The organism is Streptomyces sp. NPDC031426 (assembly GCF_055581585.1).
In genome coordinates this window covers 374,637-392,335 of sequence record NZ_JBVIJE010000008.1, presented here as the reverse complement: position 1 = coordinate 392,335, position 17,699 = coordinate 374,637, and the positions used below count along the sequence as shown (strand labels likewise).

Sequence of the window (17,699 nt, the reverse complement as noted above, 5' to 3'; positions counted from 1 at the left end):
CCATTACGACTGTGTCGTCCCCTCACCACCCCTTCTCGAAAACCCGGGCCACCTCCGCGATGCGGATCTCGTCGCGCCGGTAGCAGGTGCCCCGGTAGCTGCGGCGGGTGCGCAGCAGGCCGAGGCGGGTGAGGAAGTCCAGGTGGGCGACGGCGGTCCGGCGGGGCACGCCCAGCTTGGCGGCGACGGCGCGCGCGGTGACTCCCGTGTCGGCGAGGTCGCGGCGACGGGGCGCCGGAAAGTGGTCCGCGGGGTCCTTGAGCCATTCCAGAATCGACTGCCGCACCCGGCCCGAGGGAGTTCCCATCATCCGTCCGCCTCCGTCCCCGACCTCCTCGTACGCAGTGTTCCCACTGTCGCGCGGCCGACTCCGGCACGTCCGGGACTCGACGGTCGTTGTCCGGTACCGAACGGCCGTACGACCGAGCGGGTGTATATGACCCCGGAAAATCGGCGAAGGCCCGGCCGCCCCTTACGGCCGGGCCCATCACCGGTGGTTCAGCGGTGGCCACCGGGGAGCCCGCAACCGGTCAGGATCGAAGAAGCCGGAGCGGGCTCCCCGGTCCTAGCGTGAGGTGCACCGGCGGAAAACCCGTCGGGCCACGCACCGCAGAAGGAGAGTCCCATGACCGCCGGCGTGCAGACGATCATCTATCCCGTCAAGGACAAGGACCGTGCCAAGGCCCTGTTCACCGCCCTGCTGGGGGTCGAGCCGTACGCGGACCAGCCCTACTACGTCGGCTTCAAGGCCGAGGGACAGGACATCGGCCTCGACCCGAGCGGGCATGCCCAGGGCCTGACCGGGCCGGTGCCGTTCTGGCACGTCACCGACCTCCGGGAGCGGCTCGCGGCCCTGCTCGCGGCGGGCGCCGAGGTGGTCCAGGACGTGCGGGACGTCGGCAACGGCCGGCTGATCGCCTCCGTGAAGGACCCCGACGGCAACCTGATCGGCCTGCTCCAGGACCCGGCCGCCTGAGCACCGCCACCTCCGCTCACACCGGCACTAGTTGCACACTCAACGATTGGCCGGATCGGTGCTACGGTGCGGGTATGGCAGTCAAGACGGCCGAGGCCCGGCTCGAGGAACGCTGGCGGGACATCCTCGCCGTGCACGCGCGCACGATGTGCGAGATCGACCGGGCCCTGCATCCGCACGGGCTGGGCGCCAGCGACTTCGAGGTGCTGGACATCCTGGCGACCGAGTCGCCCGCGGAGGGCGACCAGTGCCGGGTGCAGAACCTGGTCGGCCGGGTCCATCTCAGCCAGAGCGCGCTGTCCCGGCTGATCGGCCGGCTGGAGAAGGACGGGCTGGTGGAGCGCTCGGTGTGCGCGGAGGACCGGCGCGGGGTGTGGGTGGCGCTGACCCCCAAGGGCCGCGCGCTGCACGCCGAGGTGCTGCCGCTGCAGCGCGAAGTGCTGGAGCGCATGCTGACCGGGCAGGAGCGCTGGAGCGCCGGCCAGGATCACTAGAGCACCAGCTCGGCCCCGTCGGGCAGGACCTCGACGCCCTCCTCGGCGACACGCGCGTGTGCCGCTGAGGCGGGGTCGAGCAGCGGGTTCGTGTTGTTGAGGTGGGTGTAGATCCGGCGTGCGCCCGGATGCCGGGCCAGGGCGGCGAGGCTGCCGTCCGGTCCGGTGACCGGCAGGTGCCCCATGGCGGCCTGCCCTGCGCCGGACCGCACCGCCGTGCCCATCTCGTCGGCCGCGTAGAAGGTGCCGTCCAGCAGCACGCAGTCGGCCTCGGCGCACAGGTCGTCCAGCGCCGGACTCCAGGCGCCCACACAGGGCGCGTACACCAGCACTCCCCCACTGGCCAGTGACTCCACCCGGTACGCCGTCACCCACGGGCCGGCCGGTCCCGGCGCCTGCACCGGCACGTACTTCGGGATCTTCACACCCACCGGATGGGCCGTGACCACGAGCCCGCCGGCCAGCACGAACCCGCCGTCGGCCAGGCTGTCCGGCCACTCCCAGTGGGCATAGCGGTCCAGGGCGGCCCGGGCGGGGGCCAGCACGGTGCGGACCGGCGGGGCCGCGTAGACCTTCAAACCCGCCGCGCCGCGCAGGCCGGCGAGGCCGGTGACGTGGTCGGCCTCGGCGTCGGTGAGCAGGGCGCCGCGGAGCGGGCTGTCCCGGGGGCCGGGTCCCGGCCACAGCGCCGGTGTGGCGGCGAGCTGGGTGCGCAGGTCGGGCGAGGCGTTCAGCAGCCACCAGGCGCGGCCGTTGCCGGTGACGGCCACGCACTCCTGGGTCCGGGAGGGCAGCTTGCCGTCCCTTGCCGCCGTACACAGCGAGCAGGCGCAGTTCCACTGCGGGAAGCCACCACCGGCGGCGGTGCCCAGCAGGACGACCCTCACGACCATCCGCTCCTTCGACATGCGTCCGGACCTGTTCTCGCTGGGGATCTTCCCGTGTCGGGCCGGGGACTACCCGGCGGCGGGGGGCAGTTCCGGCCGTCCTGCGCCCGGCCGGCGGTCCGCCGGGCGCTCGGGCGGGATCGGCGCACCGGGGAAGTCGCGGGGACCGGTCCACGGAGCGGGTACGGCGTCGCAGCGCCGGCACAGTTCGTAGGCGATCGCCTCGTAGTTGACCCGCCAGCCCCGGAAGTGCGGCCAGGCCTCCTTCGGCGGGCGCTCGGCCCGGAACCCGGCCGACTCCAGCATGGCCACGGCCGCGTCGAACTCGGCGAAGGTGAGCCTGACGGCCGTGTCCGGCGACGGGTCGGCGTCGAAGGGGATGCGCAGCGCGCGGGCGATGTCGCGCAGGGCGGTGAAGCCGGCCCGCAGCACCAGCCGGGCCTCCGGCGGGGCGAGCCGCGGCGCCAGGGCCAGCTGCATCGCGGCCGCGTCCATCACCGCGACGAGACCGACCAGCCAGCTGCGGTGCGGGCGCGGGGAACGGAAGGTCAGCAGGACGGGGTACGTCGAGTGGCTCTCGCCCATGTCCGAGGCGAGGCGTTCCCAGGCGCGGTACAGCGTCGGCAGCGCGGTCTCGGTGTCGACCAGCCACTGCCGGGCGAGGATCTCCGGCCCCCAGGCGGGCTCGCCGGCCCGTGCCTGGAGCAGGGTGACCTCCAGTTCGCGGCGGTTGTAGGCGGCGTACAGGGTGGGCAGATAGGCGATCTGCAGCGCGATCACGACCGGTCCGGTGGCCGCGGCGACGAAGTCGAGCACGGACAGCTTCAGCCGGGCGCCGCCGGCGAAGCCGAGCGTGAACAGGCTGGACCCCGCCTCCCGGAACGAGGTGGTCCAGGACAGCGGGGACAGCGAGTACAGCAGGAGGCCGAAGCCGAGCAGCGCACCGGCGAGCCACGTGGCGAGCATGCCGATGAGCATCAGCGGGGCCAGCCAGGTCTGTGCGCGGTCGATGGACGCGTAGTCCTTGCGGACGGCGGTGACCCGGAGGATTCGGCGCAGGGCCCACCAGAGGCGGAAGACCAGCACGGAGTAGAGGCCCCGGGGGACCACGAGGGTGCGGAGAATGCTGGTCAGGACCAGCACCAGGACCAGTGCCCCTGCCGCGCCGGCGATGTATTCCATGGGTCCATTTTTGTCGCCCATGGGGGTGGGGTGATCGCTTTCCTGCGCGGGTGCGGGTCGCAGGCGGTGTCTCGCGCCGTTCCCCACTGCCCCTCGGGGCGCTTCGTCAGCGGGCCAGCAGCGTGCGCACCCCCTGTGAGGTGAGCGTCAGGGCGTGGGTGGAGTTGCCGTCTATGGCCAGGGAGAGGTCCTCGTCGGGCCACTGGGAGGCCAGGGCGCCGAGGGGGATGAGGCGGTAGCGGGAGACGAAGGGCAGGAGCTCGGCCATCTCGCCCTCCGTGGTGAAGACGGGGACGACCGGGTCGCCTCCGGGCTGTTCCAGGACGGGGAGGGCCACGGTCGTGGCGTCGGCGCCTTCCCCGTCGACCGCGTCGTCCGGCACGGGGACGAGCACGTCACTGTGGGCGAGGACGTCCAGCGCGCTCTGGTCCTCGGCGTTCACGGTCAGCGCGTCCAGCGCCTGCTGGGCCGGCGTCGGCAGGTCGTTGTGTGCGGGTGTCTCCATGGCAGATCCCCAGGTAGCGACGGTCGTACAGGAGGGGGCGGAACCGCGCCCCCAGGCGTGCTTCGCCTCGCGTACCCGGTGGGCCGCGGGACATGCGTGAGGATCGACGGGAGATCCGGTGACGGCCCGGCTCCGGTGGACGCCGGGGGCGGTGGAAATCCACGGGCAGGGCGATCGTCGCCCGTGCGGGTCGCCCGGGCTCCAGCGTGGCCGCATGCCGATGCAGCCATGGTTCCGCGACGCCAAGCTGGGGATCTTCGTCCACTGGGGCATCCACGCGGTGCACGGGGTCCCGGAGTCCTGGACGTTCTACACCGGACAGGTGTCCCACGAGCAGTACATGAAGCAGCTGGGCGGCTTCACCGCGTCCCGCTACGACCCGCGTGCCTGGGCCGACCTGTTCGCCCGTGCCGGTGCACGGTACGCCGTGCTCACCGCGCGCCATCACGACGGTGTGGCCCTGTGGGACAGCGCCCACGGCGATCTGAACGTGGTGCGCCGCACGCCGGCGGGGCGCGACCTGATCGCCGGATACGCCGACGCGCTGCGCGAACGCGGCCTGCGGGTGGGTCTCTACTACTCCCACTCGGACTGGAATCAACCCGACTACGCGAGCGTGCGGCACCCCGACCCGGACGAGTATCCCCCGAACCCCCTGGCACACGCCCGGCCCGGCGAGGAGGATCCGGCGGCCTGGGCGCGGTTCCTCGCCTGCCGGGACGGTCAGGTCGGGGAGCCGGTGGAGCGGTTCCGGCCGGATCTCCTGTGGTTCGACGGCGAATGGGAGCGCACCGAGGAGCAGTGGGGCCTGGACGCCCTGGCCGCGCGGATCCTGGCCGGCAACCCGGAGACGGTCCTCAACGCGCGCATGCTGAGCCACGGCGACTACGCCACCCCGGAACAGGGCGTGCCGCTCCAGGCGCCCGACGGACCCTGGGCGTTGTGCCTGACCGTCAACGACTCCTGGGGTTTCCAGCACCGGGACCACAACCACAAGTCGGTGCGCCAGTTGGTGCGTTACTTCACGGAGACGATCGGCGCGGGCGGCAACCTGCTGCTCGACGTGGGCCCGCGCGAGGACGGCACGATCCCCGCGGAGCAGGCGGAGCGCCTGGCGGGGCTCGGGGCGTGGCTCGGCCGGCACGCCGAGGCCGTTGTACGGCACGGTGGCCGGCCTGCCGCCGGGACATCACTACGGTCCGAGCACCCTGTCGGCCGACCGGCGGACGCTGTACCTCGTGTGCTTCGACGTCCCGCGCGAGACGGTGTCCGTGCGCGGGCTGCGCAACCGGGTGCGCCGGGTGAGCGTGCTCGGGACGGGCGCCGAGCTGGGCCACCGGGTCACGGGCGGGCTGCACGAGGTGCCGGGCGTGACCTGGCTGGACGCGCCGGCGGCGGAGCACGTGGCCGAGTACGCCACGGTGCTCGCCGTGGAACTCGACGGAGAGCTGGACCTCTACCGGGGGACGGGGCGCACCTGACGCGGAAGCGTCAGCCGAAGGCGAGGGTCAGCTCGAAGTGGACGGCGTCGAGCAGGGTGACGACGTGCCCGGCGAAGGAGCCGTCGGCGGCCCGGCCGGTCCACCGCGTCACCAGGAACCACTCCCCCGGCGCGCGCCCGAGCAGCACCGCCTCCCCGGCGTCCAGCGGCCGCCCGGACACCCGCTGCTCCCCGTGTTCCGGTCGCAGTCCGGCCCGCAGCAGCACCTCGGTGAGCGAGGCCCGGCCGAGGCCCCGGGAGGGCAGCTCGCGGATCCCGGGCACCGGCGGCAGCAGGCTGCGCTCGTACGACACCACCGTGCCGTCCGCGACCAGCTCCCCGGTACGCTCCACGCACACGAACTCGTCCTTCTCCAGGCCGAGTTCGGTAGCCAGGGCCGCGTTGTGCGTCTCGCCCACGGCGAGGGTCCGCACGGTGGTGTCCGCGCGCCGCACGGGGCGGGCGCGGGCCCAACCGGGCCGGTCCTCCGCCGGGCGGCCGTCGAAGACGACGTACGAGCCCTTGCCCGTGCGGGTCGCGATCAGGCCCTCCTCGGACAGTTCGGCGAGGGCCGCGCGGATGGTCGTACGGCTGACGCCGAACCGCTCGGCGAGGGCGTGTTCGCCGGGCAGCCGCTCACCGGCTCGGCGGCAGCCGTCGCGGATCTCCCGGGCGAGGATCCGGCTGATCCGCTGGTGCTTCAGTGGCACGCCGGTCACGGCCCGGCCTCGGCGAGCAGGTCGTCGACGGTGGTGACGCGGACCAGCGGCCGGTACAGGTCCATGATCTGCAGGGCCTTGAGGTGGGAGTCGTCGTCCACGCCCGCGCAGGCGTCCGCGACCACCAGTACCTCGGTGCCGGCGTCGGCGGCGGCCAGGGCGGTGGAGAGCACACAGCACTCGGTGCTGACACCGGCCAGGACCAGCCGGTCGTCCGGGCCGACCCGGGCGGCGAGCTCCGGGATCCACTTGCCGAAAGTGGTGGCGTCCACGACATGGCCGGCCAGATCGGCGAACTCGTCGGACAGATGCCAGAGTTCGGCGTCCGGGGGCTGCAGGGCGAAGGGCCATGCGTCGTAGTAGGCGCGCCAGGCCCCGGCCGGTTCCCCGGGGGCCAGGAAGCGGGTGAAGGTGACGCGGTCGGCGAAGGCGGGCAGCAGGCTGCGCACGCCCGCGACCGCGTCGGCGTACCGGGGGGTGGCCCAGGGGCTCGCCGGGTCGGCGAAGACGCGCTGCATGTCGATGACGGCGAGGTGTCCGGCGGTCATGGGTGGAGCGCCCCCTCGCCGGTCACGGGGCTCGGCGCCTGCGCCTCCTGGGCGCGGACCCGGGCCCGGCCCGTCAGCAGGTGGCCGAGGAAGGCGAGCACCAGCGCCACCAGGACGCCGAGGTTGGCGTACGCCCAGGCACCGGCCTTGCCCCCGAGGCCTACGGGGCCGAGCAGGTAGCCCTGCCAGGTGAGCCAGCTCGCCGCGGTGTTGGTGACCAGGCCCCAGCCGACGGCCGTGGTGGCGAGGGTGAGGAGCAGAGGCGGCAGGGGGATGTCGCCGTAGCGGCCGTGCGGGCGGTAGAGGTCGCCGTCGTCGTAGTCGCGGCGGCGCAGGGCGAGGTCGGCGAGGATGATGCCGCACCAGGCGGCGATGGGGACGCCGAGCGTGGTGAGGAAGCCCATGAACTGGCCGAGGAAGTCGCCGGCGAAGAACACGATGTAGACCGAGCCGGCGATCATCAGGAGGCCGTCGAGGAAAGCGGCCAGATAGCGGGGTACCGGCAGGCCGGCGGAGAGCAGGGCGAGGCCCGAGGAGTAGATGTCGAGGACGGCGCCGCCAACGAGGCCGAGGACGGCGACCACGGCGAACGGCACCAGGAACCAGGTGGGCAGGATGCTGGTGAGCGCGCCGATCGGGTCGGCGGCGATGGCCTTGCTCAGCTTCGGCGAGGAACCGGCCAGCAGCAGACCGAAGACCAGCAGGAGCAGCGGGGCCACCGAGGCGCCGAAGGTGGTCCAGCCGATCACCCCACGGCCGGACGAACTCCGGGGCAGGTAGCGGGAGTAGTCGGCGGCGGCGTTCACCCAGCCCAGGCCGAAGCCGGTCATCATGAACACCAGCGCGCCGATGAACTCCTGCGCGGAACCCGACGGGACGGCGCTCACCGTGCTCCAGTGGATGTGGCCGGCGACGAGAGCGACGTAGACGACGGTGAGGACGCCGGTGATCACGGTGATCGCCGTCTGCAGCCGCATGATCAGGTCGAAGCCCATGACCCCGCCGACGACGGTCAGCGCGGCCACCACCACGAGGGCCGCGATCTTGGTCTCGGTGCCGCCGCCCCAGCCGAGGCGGGCGAAGACGGTCGCGGTGGCCATCGTGGCGAGCGCGGTGAGGACGGTCTCCCAGCCGACGGTGAGCATCCAGGAGATCACCGACGGCAGCCGGTTGCCGCGCACTCCGTACGCCGCCCGGCTGAGCACCATCGTGGGCGCCGAGCCGCGCTTGCCGGCGACCGCGATGAACCCGCACAGCAGGAACGAGACGACGATGCCGAGCACGCCGGCGGCGAGGGCCTGCCAGAAGGAGATCCCGAAGCCGAACGCGAAGGCGCCGTAACTCAGGCCGAGGACGGAGACATTGGCGCCGAACCAGGGCCAGAACAGCGTGCGCGGGGTGCCCTTGCGCTCCGCGTCCCCGATCACGTCGAGGCCGTGCGTCTCCACCTGCATCGCACGGCCGGCGGATCTGCCCCCGGTGCTGCCGAGCGGGTCCTGCGGATGCGTCATCGCCGAGCCACCTGCCCTACCTGTCCAGACGTGTCCACTCAAGCTAGGAGTGAGCTGGTGGACCGTCAAGAAGGGGACTTGGCGAGGACCCGGCGGTACGTACGGTTCAGCGGTCGAACTCCTCCTGGATCGGTGTCTTCGGTTCCTCCCGCAGGTGCTGGGAGAGTCCGGGCTTGCCGCCCGCGCGTGCCTGTTCCGCGCGCTGTGCGGCGGTGCGGTCGAGGTCCGAGTCCGGGTCCACCCGCACCGACCTCGCCACGTCGTCACGGCCGGTGTACTGCTCGGCGGGGATGCCGCGCAGGGCCTTGACGACCTCCTCCGACGCACCCGCCGCACGCGCTGCCGTGACCAGGCGCTCCTTGTCGGCCGGGTACGACACGTCCTTCAGTGCGTCCAGCACCTCGGGGACGCTGGTGTGTGCCGTGCTCATGGCTCCTCCCTCACTCGTCGCCTTCCTCGGCGTTCTCGTCCGCGGTGTCCTCGCCCTCGGCCTGGGACGGGGTCGTACGCGGCGGCTGCTCGTCCTCCGCCATGCCCGGCTCCCGCTCACCCTCGGCCTGCGAAGGGGTGCTCTCACTCATCGGGCCTCCCACACGCGTCCGTGCCGGTTCCGAAGGCCCCGAGTACCCGCCCCTCGCGCCGCCATGACCGGGGAGAACTCCCGCCTGCCATGACCGGCGGAATCCGTGAATCCGCTGCCGGGGGATGGGTACCTGAGCGGTCCCGGCGCAGTATGCGGCGCCGGCGTACCCTGTCCCGGCTGTTCCGCGGCGACCTCGGCATGACGTTCCCGCAGTGGCGCACCCAGTTGCGGCTGCACCACGCCCTGGTCCTGCTGGCGGAGCGGACGCCGGTCACGACGGTGGCGCATCGGTGCGGCTGGTCCTCGGCCAGCGCGTTCATCGACGTCTTCCGGCGCACTTTCGGGCACACCCCGGGCTCCCGGCGGGCCGAGCACCTGGGGTAGGCGGCGCCGAGCGCCGCGGCGTGGAACAGGGCACCGACCGCGCCGCCGGCCCACGGCCGCGGGCCGGGCGGGGTGCGGAAGATCCACGGCGTCGGGGCCGTGACCAGGAACGCACCCACGTCGGCGAGGCTCGCGTGCGCGTGCCGACGCGCCGAGGCAGCGCCGCGAACCGCTCTTGTCGCGGAACCTCCCGTGAGCGTCTCCGCCGCCCGCGGACGCGCGGTACGGCGCCGGCGGCTTGAGCAGCCGTAGCCACGTTCCCCCGCACGCCTGCCGAGGGAGCCACGTCGGCGGCGTGGCGCGTGCGGCGTCGGGGCGGTCCGCGGTGAGGATGGCGAGCGGGAGCAGCCGGCTGGGAGGTGGGTATGACGGTGAACCGTGTCGGCCTCGTGGTGCACGGCGGCCGTGCCGAGGCCGTGGCCGCCGCGCGAGTGGTGCGCGAGTGGTGCGCGGAGCACGCCGTGGGGTGCGCGGACATCGACGTGTGGCGGGAAGGGGCGCGGCACAGTGCCCGGGAGGAGGTCGACTCGGCGGGCGATCCCGACCTCATCCTCACCCTCGGCGGGGACGGCACCTTTCTGCGCGGCGCACGGCTGGCGGCCGAGAACGACGCCCTGGTCCTCGGCGTCGACCTCGGCCGCGTCGGCTTTCTCACCGAGGTCCCGGCCTCGGCGGTGCGCGAGGCGCTGGACGCGGTCCGGTCCGAGCGGATCACCGTGGAGAGCCGGATGCTCCTCACCATGCGGGCGTCCTGCCGGCTGGAGGTGCCCGCACAGATGGAGGCGCTGTTGCGGTACGGCCGCGGGCCGATGCTGCCGCCGCCCCGGGTGCGTGGGGAGTGCGAGGCGGGCGGCGAGTGGGGCGTCGCGCTGGACGTCACCGCGCTCAACGACGTCGTCGTGGAGAAGCTCGCCAGGGACCGGCAGGTGTCGGTCGGTGTCTATCTGGCCGGCCGGCTCCTGGCCAGCTACTCCGCCGACGCGCTGCTGGTGGCCACGCCCACGGGCTCCACCGCGTACAGCTTCGCCGCCGGCGGGCCGGTGGTCTCGCCGCGCGCGGAGGCCCTGATCTTCACGCCGGTGGCCCCGCACATGGTGTTCAACCGCTCGGTGGTGGCCGCCCCCGACGAGCCCGTCGCGCTGCGGATCCTCGATCGGTCGGGCCAGGCGGCCGTCAGTATCGACGGCCAGTTGCGCGGTGTGCTGAGCCCCGGGGACTGGATCGGCGTGTACGCCGCACCGCGCCGGCTGAAGGCGGTCCGGCTGGGCCCGATGGACTTCTACGGCCGGCTGCGCGAGCGGATGAACCTCACCGACGCGCCCGCCGCGCTCGCCGACGGGGAAGCCGCTCCGCTGTGGCCGGTGACCACACCCCGGCCGGGCGACCTGGCCCACCTCGCGCTTCCGCCGGGTCCCGAGGACGGACGTCGGCTGTCCTGAGATCCGGCGGTGTACGGCGCTGCCGTGACGCCGTGTCAGTCCGTCGAGGACGCCTCTCGCTTGGGCAGCTTCCAGTTCGGTCGCGGGAAGTGGCAGGTGTAGCCGTTGGGGTAGCGCTCCAGATAGTCCTGGTGCTCGGGCTCCGCCTCCCAGAAGTCGCCCACGGGCTCCACCTCCGTGACCACCTTGCCCGGCCACAGCCCGCTCGCCTCCACGTCCGCGATCGTGTCCACGGCGACGCGGTGCTGCTCCTCGTCGCCGTAGAAGATGGCGGACCGGTAGCTGCGCCCGATGTCGTTGCCCTGGCGGTCCCGCGTGGTCGGGTCGTGGATCTGGAAGAAGAACTCCAGGATGTCGCGGTAGCTCGTCACCGTGGGATCGAAGACGATCTCGATGGCCTCGGCGTGGTCGCCGTGGTCGCGGTACGTGGCGTTCGGCGTGTCACCGCCGCTGTAGCCGACGCGTGTGGACACCACGCCCGGCTGCTTGCGGACCAGATCCTGCATGCCCCAGAAACAACCGCCCGCCAGGACGGCCCGCTCGGTTCCCACGGTCATCGGTCACTCCCTGAAGCTCCAGCCCGGCGCGGTCGTCGACATGCCGGTTCGATGGTCACCCAGCCTAATACGGCCCGCGCGCGACCGACTTTCACCGCCCTGGGCACGCAGTCCCCGGCAACGGGAGTCCAGAGGCACGAGTTGGTCTAGTCCTCTTGACGGGGCGACTCACCGGCGCTTTGGTATGTACCAACTCGGCTCGCACGGCACCATCCCACCACCCCACGCCCGAGGCATCCCCAGAAGGGGCACTGTCATGCACCTGGCAAGATTTGCGGCCTCCGCCTGCGCGCTCGCGCTCGCCGCCACCGGCGCCGCCGTGGCTCTGGCACCGGCCGGCAGCGCCGCGGCGGCGAGCAGCGTCTACTCCGTGGCTCCCTACGTCGACATGTCCAACAGTCAGGAAGGACTCCTCGACACCGCCATCACCGGACACCAACTCAAGGCCTACACCGCGGCGTTCGTCCTCGGCGAGGGCTGCAACCAGATCTGGGGCGACACGCTCCCCATCGGCAACGACTCCTACACGGACCCCGAGTTGGCCAAGGCGAAGTCCGAGGGCGCTTCGGTCATCATCTCCTCCGGCGGGGCGAGCGGCGAACCGCTCGCCTGGACCTGCTCCACCCAGAGCAGCATCGACGCCGGGTACCAGGCCCTCATCAACGACTACGGCGTCACCCGGCTCGACTTCGACGTCGAGGGCGCCGCCGTCGCGGACACCGCGGCCGCGGCCCGCCAGATGCAGGCGATGAAGGACCTCAAGGCGTCCAACGCCGGCCTGCAGTTCTCCATGACCCTGCCGGTCCTGACCAGCGGCCTCACCAACGACGGCGTCAACATCCTCAAGGCCGCGAAGAACGCGGGCATCAGGATCGACGTGGTCAACATCATGGCCATGGACTACTACGCCGGTACGGGCACCGAGATGGGCCAGGGCGCGATCGACGCGGCCAGGGCCACACTGGCGCAGATGCAGTCCGTCGACTCCGGTTACACCTACGTCAACCTCGGGATCACCCCGATGATCGGCAAGAACGACGACGGCTCCACGTTCACCCTGGCCGACGCCCGGACCGTGGAGAACTTCGCCGCGCAGAACGGCGTCGGGCGGCTCGCCTTCTGGTCCGTCAACCGGGACCAGCCGTGCGGCGGAAGCGCCAACTCGCTGCCCACGTGCAGCGAGATCAGCCAGAACAGCCTGGCGTTCACGGACGCGTTCGTGCCCTACGAAGGCAGCTCGGGCGGCGGCGGAGGCACGACGAGTGACTTCTCCCTCTCCCTGTCGCCGGGCTCCGCCTCGGTCGCCCAGGGCGGCTCGGCGACCGCGACCGTCGCCACGGCCGTCACCTCGGGCAGCGCCGAATCCGTCAGCCTCTCCGCCTCCGGCGCGCCCTCCGGCGTCAGCATCTCCTTCAGCCCCGCGTCCGTGACATCCGGCGGCACCTCGACGCTGACGGCGACGGCCGGCTCGTCCGTGGCCGCGGGCACCTACCCCATCACCGTCACCGGCAGCGCGGCCGGCGGCAGCCACAGCGCGACCTACACGCTCACCGTCACCTCCAGCGGCGGTGGGGGCGGAGGCGGCGGGGGCTCCCTGACCAACGCCGGCTTCGAAACCGGCAGCCTGAGCCCCTGGGCCTGCACGGGCGGCAGCACGGTGGTGACCGGCCCGGTCCACAGCGGCAGCCACGCCCTCCAGGTCACGCCGAGCTCCAGCAGCACCGGCGAATGCGACCAGACCGTCACCCTGTCCCCCAACCACGGCTACACGCTCACCGGTTGGGTCCAGGGCCCCTACGCCTATGTCGGGGTCAGCGGTGGCGCCAGCGCCAGCACCTGGTCCAGCAACACGAGTTGGAACCAGCTGACGGTCAACTTCACCACGGGTAGCAGCGGAACCGTCACCGTCTACGTCCACGGCTGGTACGGCCAGGGCAACGTCCACGCCGACGACTTCACCCTCGGCTAGGCATCACCCACCCCACCGCAGATGCGGCGCACCTCCTCCAGGGGCGGTGCGCCGCAGCCGACTGCCACTTGTGACGGCCGCCGACGTGCCCGAATCCCGCCGTGTCCTTGGACGGCGGCCGGGTCTCCGGAACTGGTCGCGGCGATGGCGGACTTCCTCGCCGAGCACCGGTGAGCACACTGAATTTCCATGTCCGGGGCAGTCGTTGACGATCGTCGGAGGCTACTGTGCGCCGTACACCGGCTGCGGGGGCTTCGTCTCGGCGAGTAGCTTCAGGGTTGCCTCGCCCGCCTCCGGCGGGGTCCAGCGGGCGCCCCTGTCGGTCGTAGGCCCCCGGCGCCAGCCCTCCATGACGGTGATGCGGCCGCCCTCTGACTCGAAGACCCGGCCCGTGACCCCGGCGGAGGCGGCGGAGCCGAGCCAGACCACGAGCGGGGAGACGTTCTCCGGAGCCATGGTGTCGAAGCCGCCGTCCTGCGGGGCAGCCATGGTCTCGGCGAAGGTCCGCTCCGTCATCCGGGTCCGCGCGGCCGGGGCGATGGCGTTGACCTGGACGCCGTAGCGGCCCAGTTCGGCGGCGGCGACCAGGGTCAGGCCGACGATCCCGGCCTTGGCGGCGGAGTAGTTGCCCTGGCCGACGCTGCCCAGCAGCCCCGCTCCGGAGCTGGTGTTGATCACCCGGGCCTCGGGCATGCGGCCCGTCTTCGCCTCGGCGCGCCAGTGTGCGGCGGCGTGCCTGAGCGGCAGGAAGTGACCCTTGAGATGGACCCGGACAACCGCGTCCCAGGCGTCCTCGTCGAGGTTGACGAGCATGCGGTCCCGCACGAACCCGGCGTTGTTGACCAGCGTGTCCAGGCGGCCGTAGGTCTCCAGGGCGGTGGCCACGAGGGAGGCCGCGCCCTCAGTGGTGGCGATGTCGCCTCCATGCGCGACCGCCTCGCCGCCGAGCGCGCGGATCTCGTCCACGACCTGCTGAGCCGGTCCGCCGGTCCCGCCCGTGCCGTCGAGACCGACACCGAGGTCGTTGACGACCACCTTGGCTCCCTCGGCGGCGAAGGCGAGGGCATGGGCGCGGCCCAGGCCGCGGCCCGCACCGGTGATCACGGCCACGCGGCCGGTGCACAGTCCGGTCATGAGGGGACAGTCCTTTCGTCGAATCCGGCAGGATGCGCTACTTGTTGACGCCGGCCGCGTCGAGGAACGCCGGGCGCTCCCCTCCGCCGTGGACGTGCAGGCTCGCCCCGCTGATGTAGCCGGCCCGGTCGCAGGCGAGGAAGACGCAGGCGTCGCCGATGTCGGCGGGCGTGGCCAGGCGGCCGAGCGGGACGGTGCGGCCGACGGCGGCGATGCCGTCCTCGTCCCCGTAGTGCAGGCGCGACAGTTCGGTGCGGACCATGCCGGGGACGACCGTGTTGACCCGCACCCGCGGCGCCCATTCCACGGCCATGGAGCGGGCGAGGCTGTCCAGGCCGGCCTTGGCCGCGCCGTACGCCGCGGTGCCCGGTGACGGGCGGGTTCCGCTGACGCTGCCGATCATCACGATGGAGCCGCCGCTCCGCTGCTCGCTCATCACCTCGTACGCGGCGAGCGACGCGGCGAGGGGGGCGAGGAGGTTCAGCTCCACGACCCGGGCGTGCCGTACGGCTCCGCCCTCGCCGAGCATCCGGAAGGGGGTGCCCCCGGCGTTGTTGACGAGGGTGTCGAGGCGGCCGTACTCGCCTCGCACCTGCTCGAAGAAGGCGCCGACCGCGTCCTCGTCGCGCAGGTCGACGGGGAGGAAGCGAGCCGTGCGGCCGGCCGCCTCGACCGGCTCGTCCGGGGGCCGGCGCGCGCAGGTCACGACGTCGGCGCCGACCTCCAGGAACGCCCGGGCGATGCCGGCGCCGACGCCCCGGGTTCCGCCGGTGACGACCGTGACGCGTCCGGTGAGATCGATGACCGCCGCCAAAGGACACCTCCCGCAGCACGCGCTCCGCTGCTACCTTCTCGCCTAACAAACGTTTGGTGGAAAGGTAGCTGATCTGCTCATGGGTGTCTCCACCTCCGTCCCCGAAGAAGGCGTCGCCGTCGTCACCGTGGACTTCCCGCCGGTCAACGCCCTTCCCGTGCAGGGCTGGTACGAACTGGCCGCCTGCGTGCGCGCCGTCGGCGCCGATCCGAAGGTCCGGTGCGCTGTACTCACCGCCGAGGGCCGCGGCTTCAACGCCGGTGTCGACATCAAGGAGATGCAGCGCACAGCCGGGCACGAGGCCCTCGTCGGCGCCAACCGGGGCTGCTACGAGGCGTTCGCCGCCGTGTACGACTGCGAGGTCCCGGTGATCGCCGCCGTACAGGGCTTCTGTCTGGGCGGCGGCATCGGGCTGGCCGGAAACGCCGACGCGATCGTGGCCGCCGACGACGCGGTGTTCGGCCTGCCCGAGCTGGACCGTGGCGCTCTCGGCGCGGCCACCCATCTCGCCCGGCTGGTGCCCCAGCACCTGATGCGGGCCCTGTACTACACCTCCCGCACCGTCACCGCCGAGGAGCTGCACCGGCACGGCTCGGTGTGGCGGGTGGTCCCGCGCGCGCAACTCTACGCCGCCACCCTGGAGTTGGCCCGGGAGATCGCCGCCAAGGACGGGTCCCTGATCCGGCTGGCCAAGGCTGCGATCAACGGCATCGACCCGGTCGACGTGCGCCGCAGCTACCGGTTCGAGCAGGGCTTCACCTTCGAGGCCAATCTCAGCGGCGTCGCCGACCGCGTCCGCGACACCTTCGGCAAGGACGGGGAATCCGTCGGCAAGGGCCGCGAATCCGTCGGCACGGACCGGGAGCAGCGGTCGTGAGCAGGGACAAGACGATGACCGCCGAAGAGGTCGTCGGCCGGCTGGACAGCGGCATGACGATCGGCATCGGCGGCTGGGGTTCGCGACGCAAGCCGATGGCGCTGGTGCGGGCGCTGCTGCGCTCGGACGTCACCGATCTGACCGTCGTCTCCTACGGCGGCCCCGACGTAGGTCTGCTGGCCGCCGCGGGCAGGATCCGCACACTGGTCGCGGCCTTCGCCACCCTCGACTCCATCCCCCTGGAGCCGCACTTCACGGCGGCCCGGCAGCGGGGCGCGCTGGAACTGGTGGAGCTGGACGAGGCCATGTTCATGTGGGGGCTGACGGCCGCCGCGCACCGGCTGCCCTTCATGCCGGTCCGGGCCGGTCTCGGATCCGATGTGATGAGGGTCAACCCCCGCCTGCGGACGGTGCGTTCGCCGTACGAGGACGGCGAGGAGCTCGTCGCCGTCCCGGCCCTGCGCCTGGACGCCGCGCTGGTGCACCTCAACCGGGCGGACGTACACGGCAACGCGCAGTACCTCGGTCCCGACCCGTACTTCGACGACCTGTTCTGCGAGGCCGCCGACGCCGCGTACGTCTCCTGCGAGCGGATCGTGGACAGCGCCGATCTGCTCAAGGCCGCCGGGCCACAGACGCTGCTGGTCAAGCGCGCGTTCGTGAGCGGCGTCGTGGAGACACCGCACGGCGCCCACTTCACCTCCTGCGTCCCCGACCACGACCGTGACGAGGCGTTCCAGCGGGCCTACGCGCGGGCCGCCCGCGATCCGGAGGCCTGGCGGGCCTTCGGCGAGCGGTTCCTGTCCGGCGACGAGGACGCGTACCAGGCCGCGGTGGCGGCGTTCCACGAGGAGGTCGCGGCAGATGAGTGAGGCCCGTACGGCGACGACGGCGACGCGCGCCGAGTACTGCGTCCTGGCCTGCGCCGAGGTCTGGCGCGGTGCGGGGGAGGTTCTGGCCAGCCCGATGGGCACCGTCCCGACGATCGGGGCCCGGCTGGCGAAGCTGACCTTCTCCCCCGACCTGCTGCTGACCGACGGCGAGGCGCTGCTGATCGGCGACGTCCCGGCGGTCGGTGCCAGGGCCGGGGTGGTCGAGGGCTGGCTTCCGTTCCGGCAGCACCTGGCGCTGGTGGCGACCGGGCGGCGGCACGTGATGATGGGCGCGAGCCAGCTCGACCGGTACGGCAACCAGAACATCTCCTGCATCGGCGACTGGGCGAGGCCCACCAGGCAGCTGCTGGGCGTACGTGGTGCCCCCGCCAACACCCTCAACAATCCCACCAGTTACTGGGTGCCGCGACACTCGAAGCGGGTGTTCGTCGAGCGGGTGGACATGGTCTGCGGCGTCGGCCACGACCGTGCCGCCGCGGCCGGTCCCTCCGCGGCCCGCCACCACCGCATCGCGGATGTCGTCACCGACCTGGGCGTCCTCGACTTCCGGACGCCCGACCGGACGATGCGGCTGCGCTCCCTGCACCCCGGGGTCACGGTCGAGCAGGTGGCCGAGGCCACCGGCTTCGCGCTCACCGTCCCGGACGAGGTGCCGTACACCCGGGACCCCACCTCCGCAGAGCTGCGGCTGATCCGCGAGGTCATCGACCCGAGGGCGCTGCGCGACCGCGAGGTGCCGGCGTGAGC

At 72.6% G+C, this 17,699-nt stretch carries 19 protein-coding genes and 2 pseudogenes; 9 read left to right on the top strand and 12 right to left on the bottom strand.

Translation table 11 applies throughout. The annotated features are described in order from the left end of the window. Positions 1-22 precede the first annotated feature (22 nt). The gene (locus tag ACZ5NH_RS19680; protein ID WP_468776862.1) at positions 23-310 is read right to left on the bottom strand and encodes an ArsR family transcriptional regulator; all 288 of its coding nucleotides are present in this window, start codon (positions 308-310) and stop codon (positions 23-25) included. Between the two features lie 315 nt (positions 311-625). On the opposite strand from ACZ5NH_RS19680, the gene ACZ5NH_RS19675 reads away from it, so the two are divergent. Continuing rightward, positions 626-976, top strand: a complete 351-nt coding sequence (locus ACZ5NH_RS19675) for a VOC family protein (RefSeq protein WP_468776860.1) — start codon at positions 626-628, stop codon at positions 974-976. A gap of 74 nt (positions 977-1,050) precedes the next feature. After that, the gene (locus ACZ5NH_RS19670; RefSeq protein WP_451557080.1) at positions 1,051-1,470 is read left to right on the top strand and encodes a MarR family winged helix-turn-helix transcriptional regulator; all 420 of its coding nucleotides are present in this window, start codon (positions 1,051-1,053) and stop codon (positions 1,468-1,470) included. On the opposite strand, the gene pqqB is transcribed toward ACZ5NH_RS19670, so the two are convergent. From pqqB to ACZ5NH_RS19655, 3 genes are all read right to left on the bottom strand, one after another. Further along, complete coding sequence (gene pqqB, locus ACZ5NH_RS19665; RefSeq protein ID WP_468776857.1) at positions 1,467-2,378, bottom strand: pyrroloquinoline quinone biosynthesis protein PqqB; 912 nt, start codon at positions 2,376-2,378, stop codon at positions 1,467-1,469. The genes ACZ5NH_RS19670 and pqqB overlap by 4 nt on opposite strands. Before the next feature lie 48 nt (positions 2,379-2,426). Beyond that, positions 2,427-3,539, bottom strand: a complete 1,113-nt coding sequence (locus ACZ5NH_RS19660) for a hypothetical protein (protein ID WP_468776855.1) — start codon at positions 3,537-3,539, stop codon at positions 2,427-2,429. A gap of 106 nt (positions 3,540-3,645) precedes the next feature. Then, positions 3,646-4,044 carry an SseB family protein gene (locus tag ACZ5NH_RS19655; RefSeq protein WP_388628585.1) on the bottom strand — a complete coding sequence of 133 codons (399 nt, stop codon included), beginning with the start codon at positions 4,042-4,044 and terminating at the stop codon, positions 3,646-3,648. A gap of 214 nt (positions 4,045-4,258) precedes the next feature. On the opposite strand from ACZ5NH_RS19655, the pseudogene ACZ5NH_RS19650 reads away from it, so the two are divergent. After that, positions 4,259-5,525, top strand: a pseudogene (locus ACZ5NH_RS19650) (alpha-L-fucosidase). Between the two features lie 10 nt (positions 5,526-5,535). Here ACZ5NH_RS19650 and ACZ5NH_RS19645 read toward each other — a convergent pair. The 5 genes from ACZ5NH_RS19645 to ACZ5NH_RS19625 all read right to left on the bottom strand — a co-directional run bounded on the left by ACZ5NH_RS19645 (position 5,536) and on the right by ACZ5NH_RS19625 (position 8,883). Further along, a complete protein-coding gene (locus ACZ5NH_RS19645; protein ID WP_468776852.1) occupies positions 5,536-6,234 on the bottom strand; it encodes a GntR family transcriptional regulator in 699 nt (232 codons plus the stop codon). 5 nt (positions 6,235-6,239) lie between these two features. After that, positions 6,240-6,791 (bottom strand): cysteine hydrolase family protein, encoded by a 552-nt coding sequence (locus ACZ5NH_RS19640; RefSeq protein WP_450984615.1) that lies wholly within the window; start codon positions 6,789-6,791, stop codon positions 6,240-6,242. Beyond that, positions 6,788-8,302: a purine-cytosine permease family protein gene (locus ACZ5NH_RS19635; RefSeq protein ID WP_468776850.1), complete on the bottom strand. Its 1,515-nt coding sequence runs from the start codon at positions 8,300-8,302 to the stop codon at positions 6,788-6,790. Before ACZ5NH_RS19635 ends, ACZ5NH_RS19640 begins: the two co-directional genes overlap by 4 nt. 106 nt (positions 8,303-8,408) lie before the next feature. After that, complete coding sequence (locus ACZ5NH_RS19630; RefSeq protein WP_388628596.1) at positions 8,409-8,732, bottom strand: DUF2795 domain-containing protein; 324 nt, start codon at positions 8,730-8,732, stop codon at positions 8,409-8,411. 10 nt (positions 8,733-8,742) lie between these two features. Then, positions 8,743-8,883, bottom strand: a complete 141-nt coding sequence (locus ACZ5NH_RS19625) for a hypothetical protein (protein ID WP_451008538.1) — start codon at positions 8,881-8,883, stop codon at positions 8,743-8,745. Between the two features lie 164 nt (positions 8,884-9,047). On the opposite strand from ACZ5NH_RS19625, the pseudogene ACZ5NH_RS19620 reads away from it, so the two are divergent. After that, positions 9,048-9,269: pseudogene (locus tag ACZ5NH_RS19620) on the top strand (helix-turn-helix transcriptional regulator); the annotation flags it as partial. Between the two features lie 365 nt (positions 9,270-9,634). Beyond that, positions 9,635-10,708, top strand: coding sequence for an NAD(+)/NADH kinase (locus tag ACZ5NH_RS19615; protein WP_468776848.1), 1,074 nt, complete (start codon positions 9,635-9,637; stop codon positions 10,706-10,708). A 35-nt stretch (positions 10,709-10,743) separates the two neighbouring features. Here the strand turns inward: ACZ5NH_RS19615 and msrA are convergent, their stop codons facing one another. Then, positions 10,744-11,265: a peptide-methionine (S)-S-oxide reductase MsrA gene (msrA, locus tag ACZ5NH_RS19610; protein ID WP_388628607.1), complete on the bottom strand. Its 522-nt coding sequence runs from the start codon at positions 11,263-11,265 to the stop codon at positions 10,744-10,746. Positions 11,266-11,521: 256 nt separating this feature from the next. Here msrA and ACZ5NH_RS19605 point away from each other — a divergent pair, with 256 nt between their 5' ends. Then, positions 11,522-13,234 (top strand): carbohydrate binding domain-containing protein, encoded by a 1,713-nt coding sequence (locus ACZ5NH_RS19605; protein ID WP_468776846.1) that lies wholly within the window; start codon positions 11,522-11,524, stop codon positions 13,232-13,234. Between the two features lie 222 nt (positions 13,235-13,456). On the opposite strand, the gene ACZ5NH_RS19600 is transcribed toward ACZ5NH_RS19605, so the two are convergent. Beyond that, complete coding sequence (locus ACZ5NH_RS19600) at positions 13,457-14,368, bottom strand: SDR family oxidoreductase (RefSeq protein ID WP_468776842.1); 912 nt, start codon at positions 14,366-14,368, stop codon at positions 13,457-13,459. A gap of 37 nt (positions 14,369-14,405) precedes the next feature. Next, entirely contained in the window at positions 14,406-15,182 is a 777-nt protein-coding gene (locus ACZ5NH_RS19595; protein WP_468776840.1) for an SDR family oxidoreductase, read from the bottom strand. A 79-nt stretch (positions 15,183-15,261) separates the two neighbouring features. On the opposite strand from ACZ5NH_RS19595, the gene ACZ5NH_RS19590 reads away from it, so the two are divergent. The 3 genes from ACZ5NH_RS19590 to ACZ5NH_RS19580 are packed head-to-tail and all read left to right on the top strand — an operon-like array spanning position 15,262 to position 17,697. Next, the gene (locus ACZ5NH_RS19590) at positions 15,262-16,059 is read left to right on the top strand and encodes an enoyl-CoA hydratase family protein (RefSeq protein WP_388628619.1); all 798 of its coding nucleotides are present in this window, start codon (positions 15,262-15,264) and stop codon (positions 16,057-16,059) included. A gap of 14 nt (positions 16,060-16,073) precedes the next feature. After that, on the top strand, positions 16,074-16,931 hold the full coding sequence (locus ACZ5NH_RS19585) for a CoA transferase subunit A (protein WP_468776949.1): 858 nt from the start codon (positions 16,074-16,076) through the stop codon (positions 16,929-16,931). Further along, complete coding sequence (locus ACZ5NH_RS19580) at positions 16,924-17,697, top strand: CoA-transferase subunit beta (protein ID WP_468776837.1); 774 nt, start codon at positions 16,924-16,926, stop codon at positions 17,695-17,697. Before ACZ5NH_RS19585 ends, ACZ5NH_RS19580 begins: the two co-directional genes overlap by 8 nt. Positions 17,698-17,699: the final 2 nt, after the last annotated feature.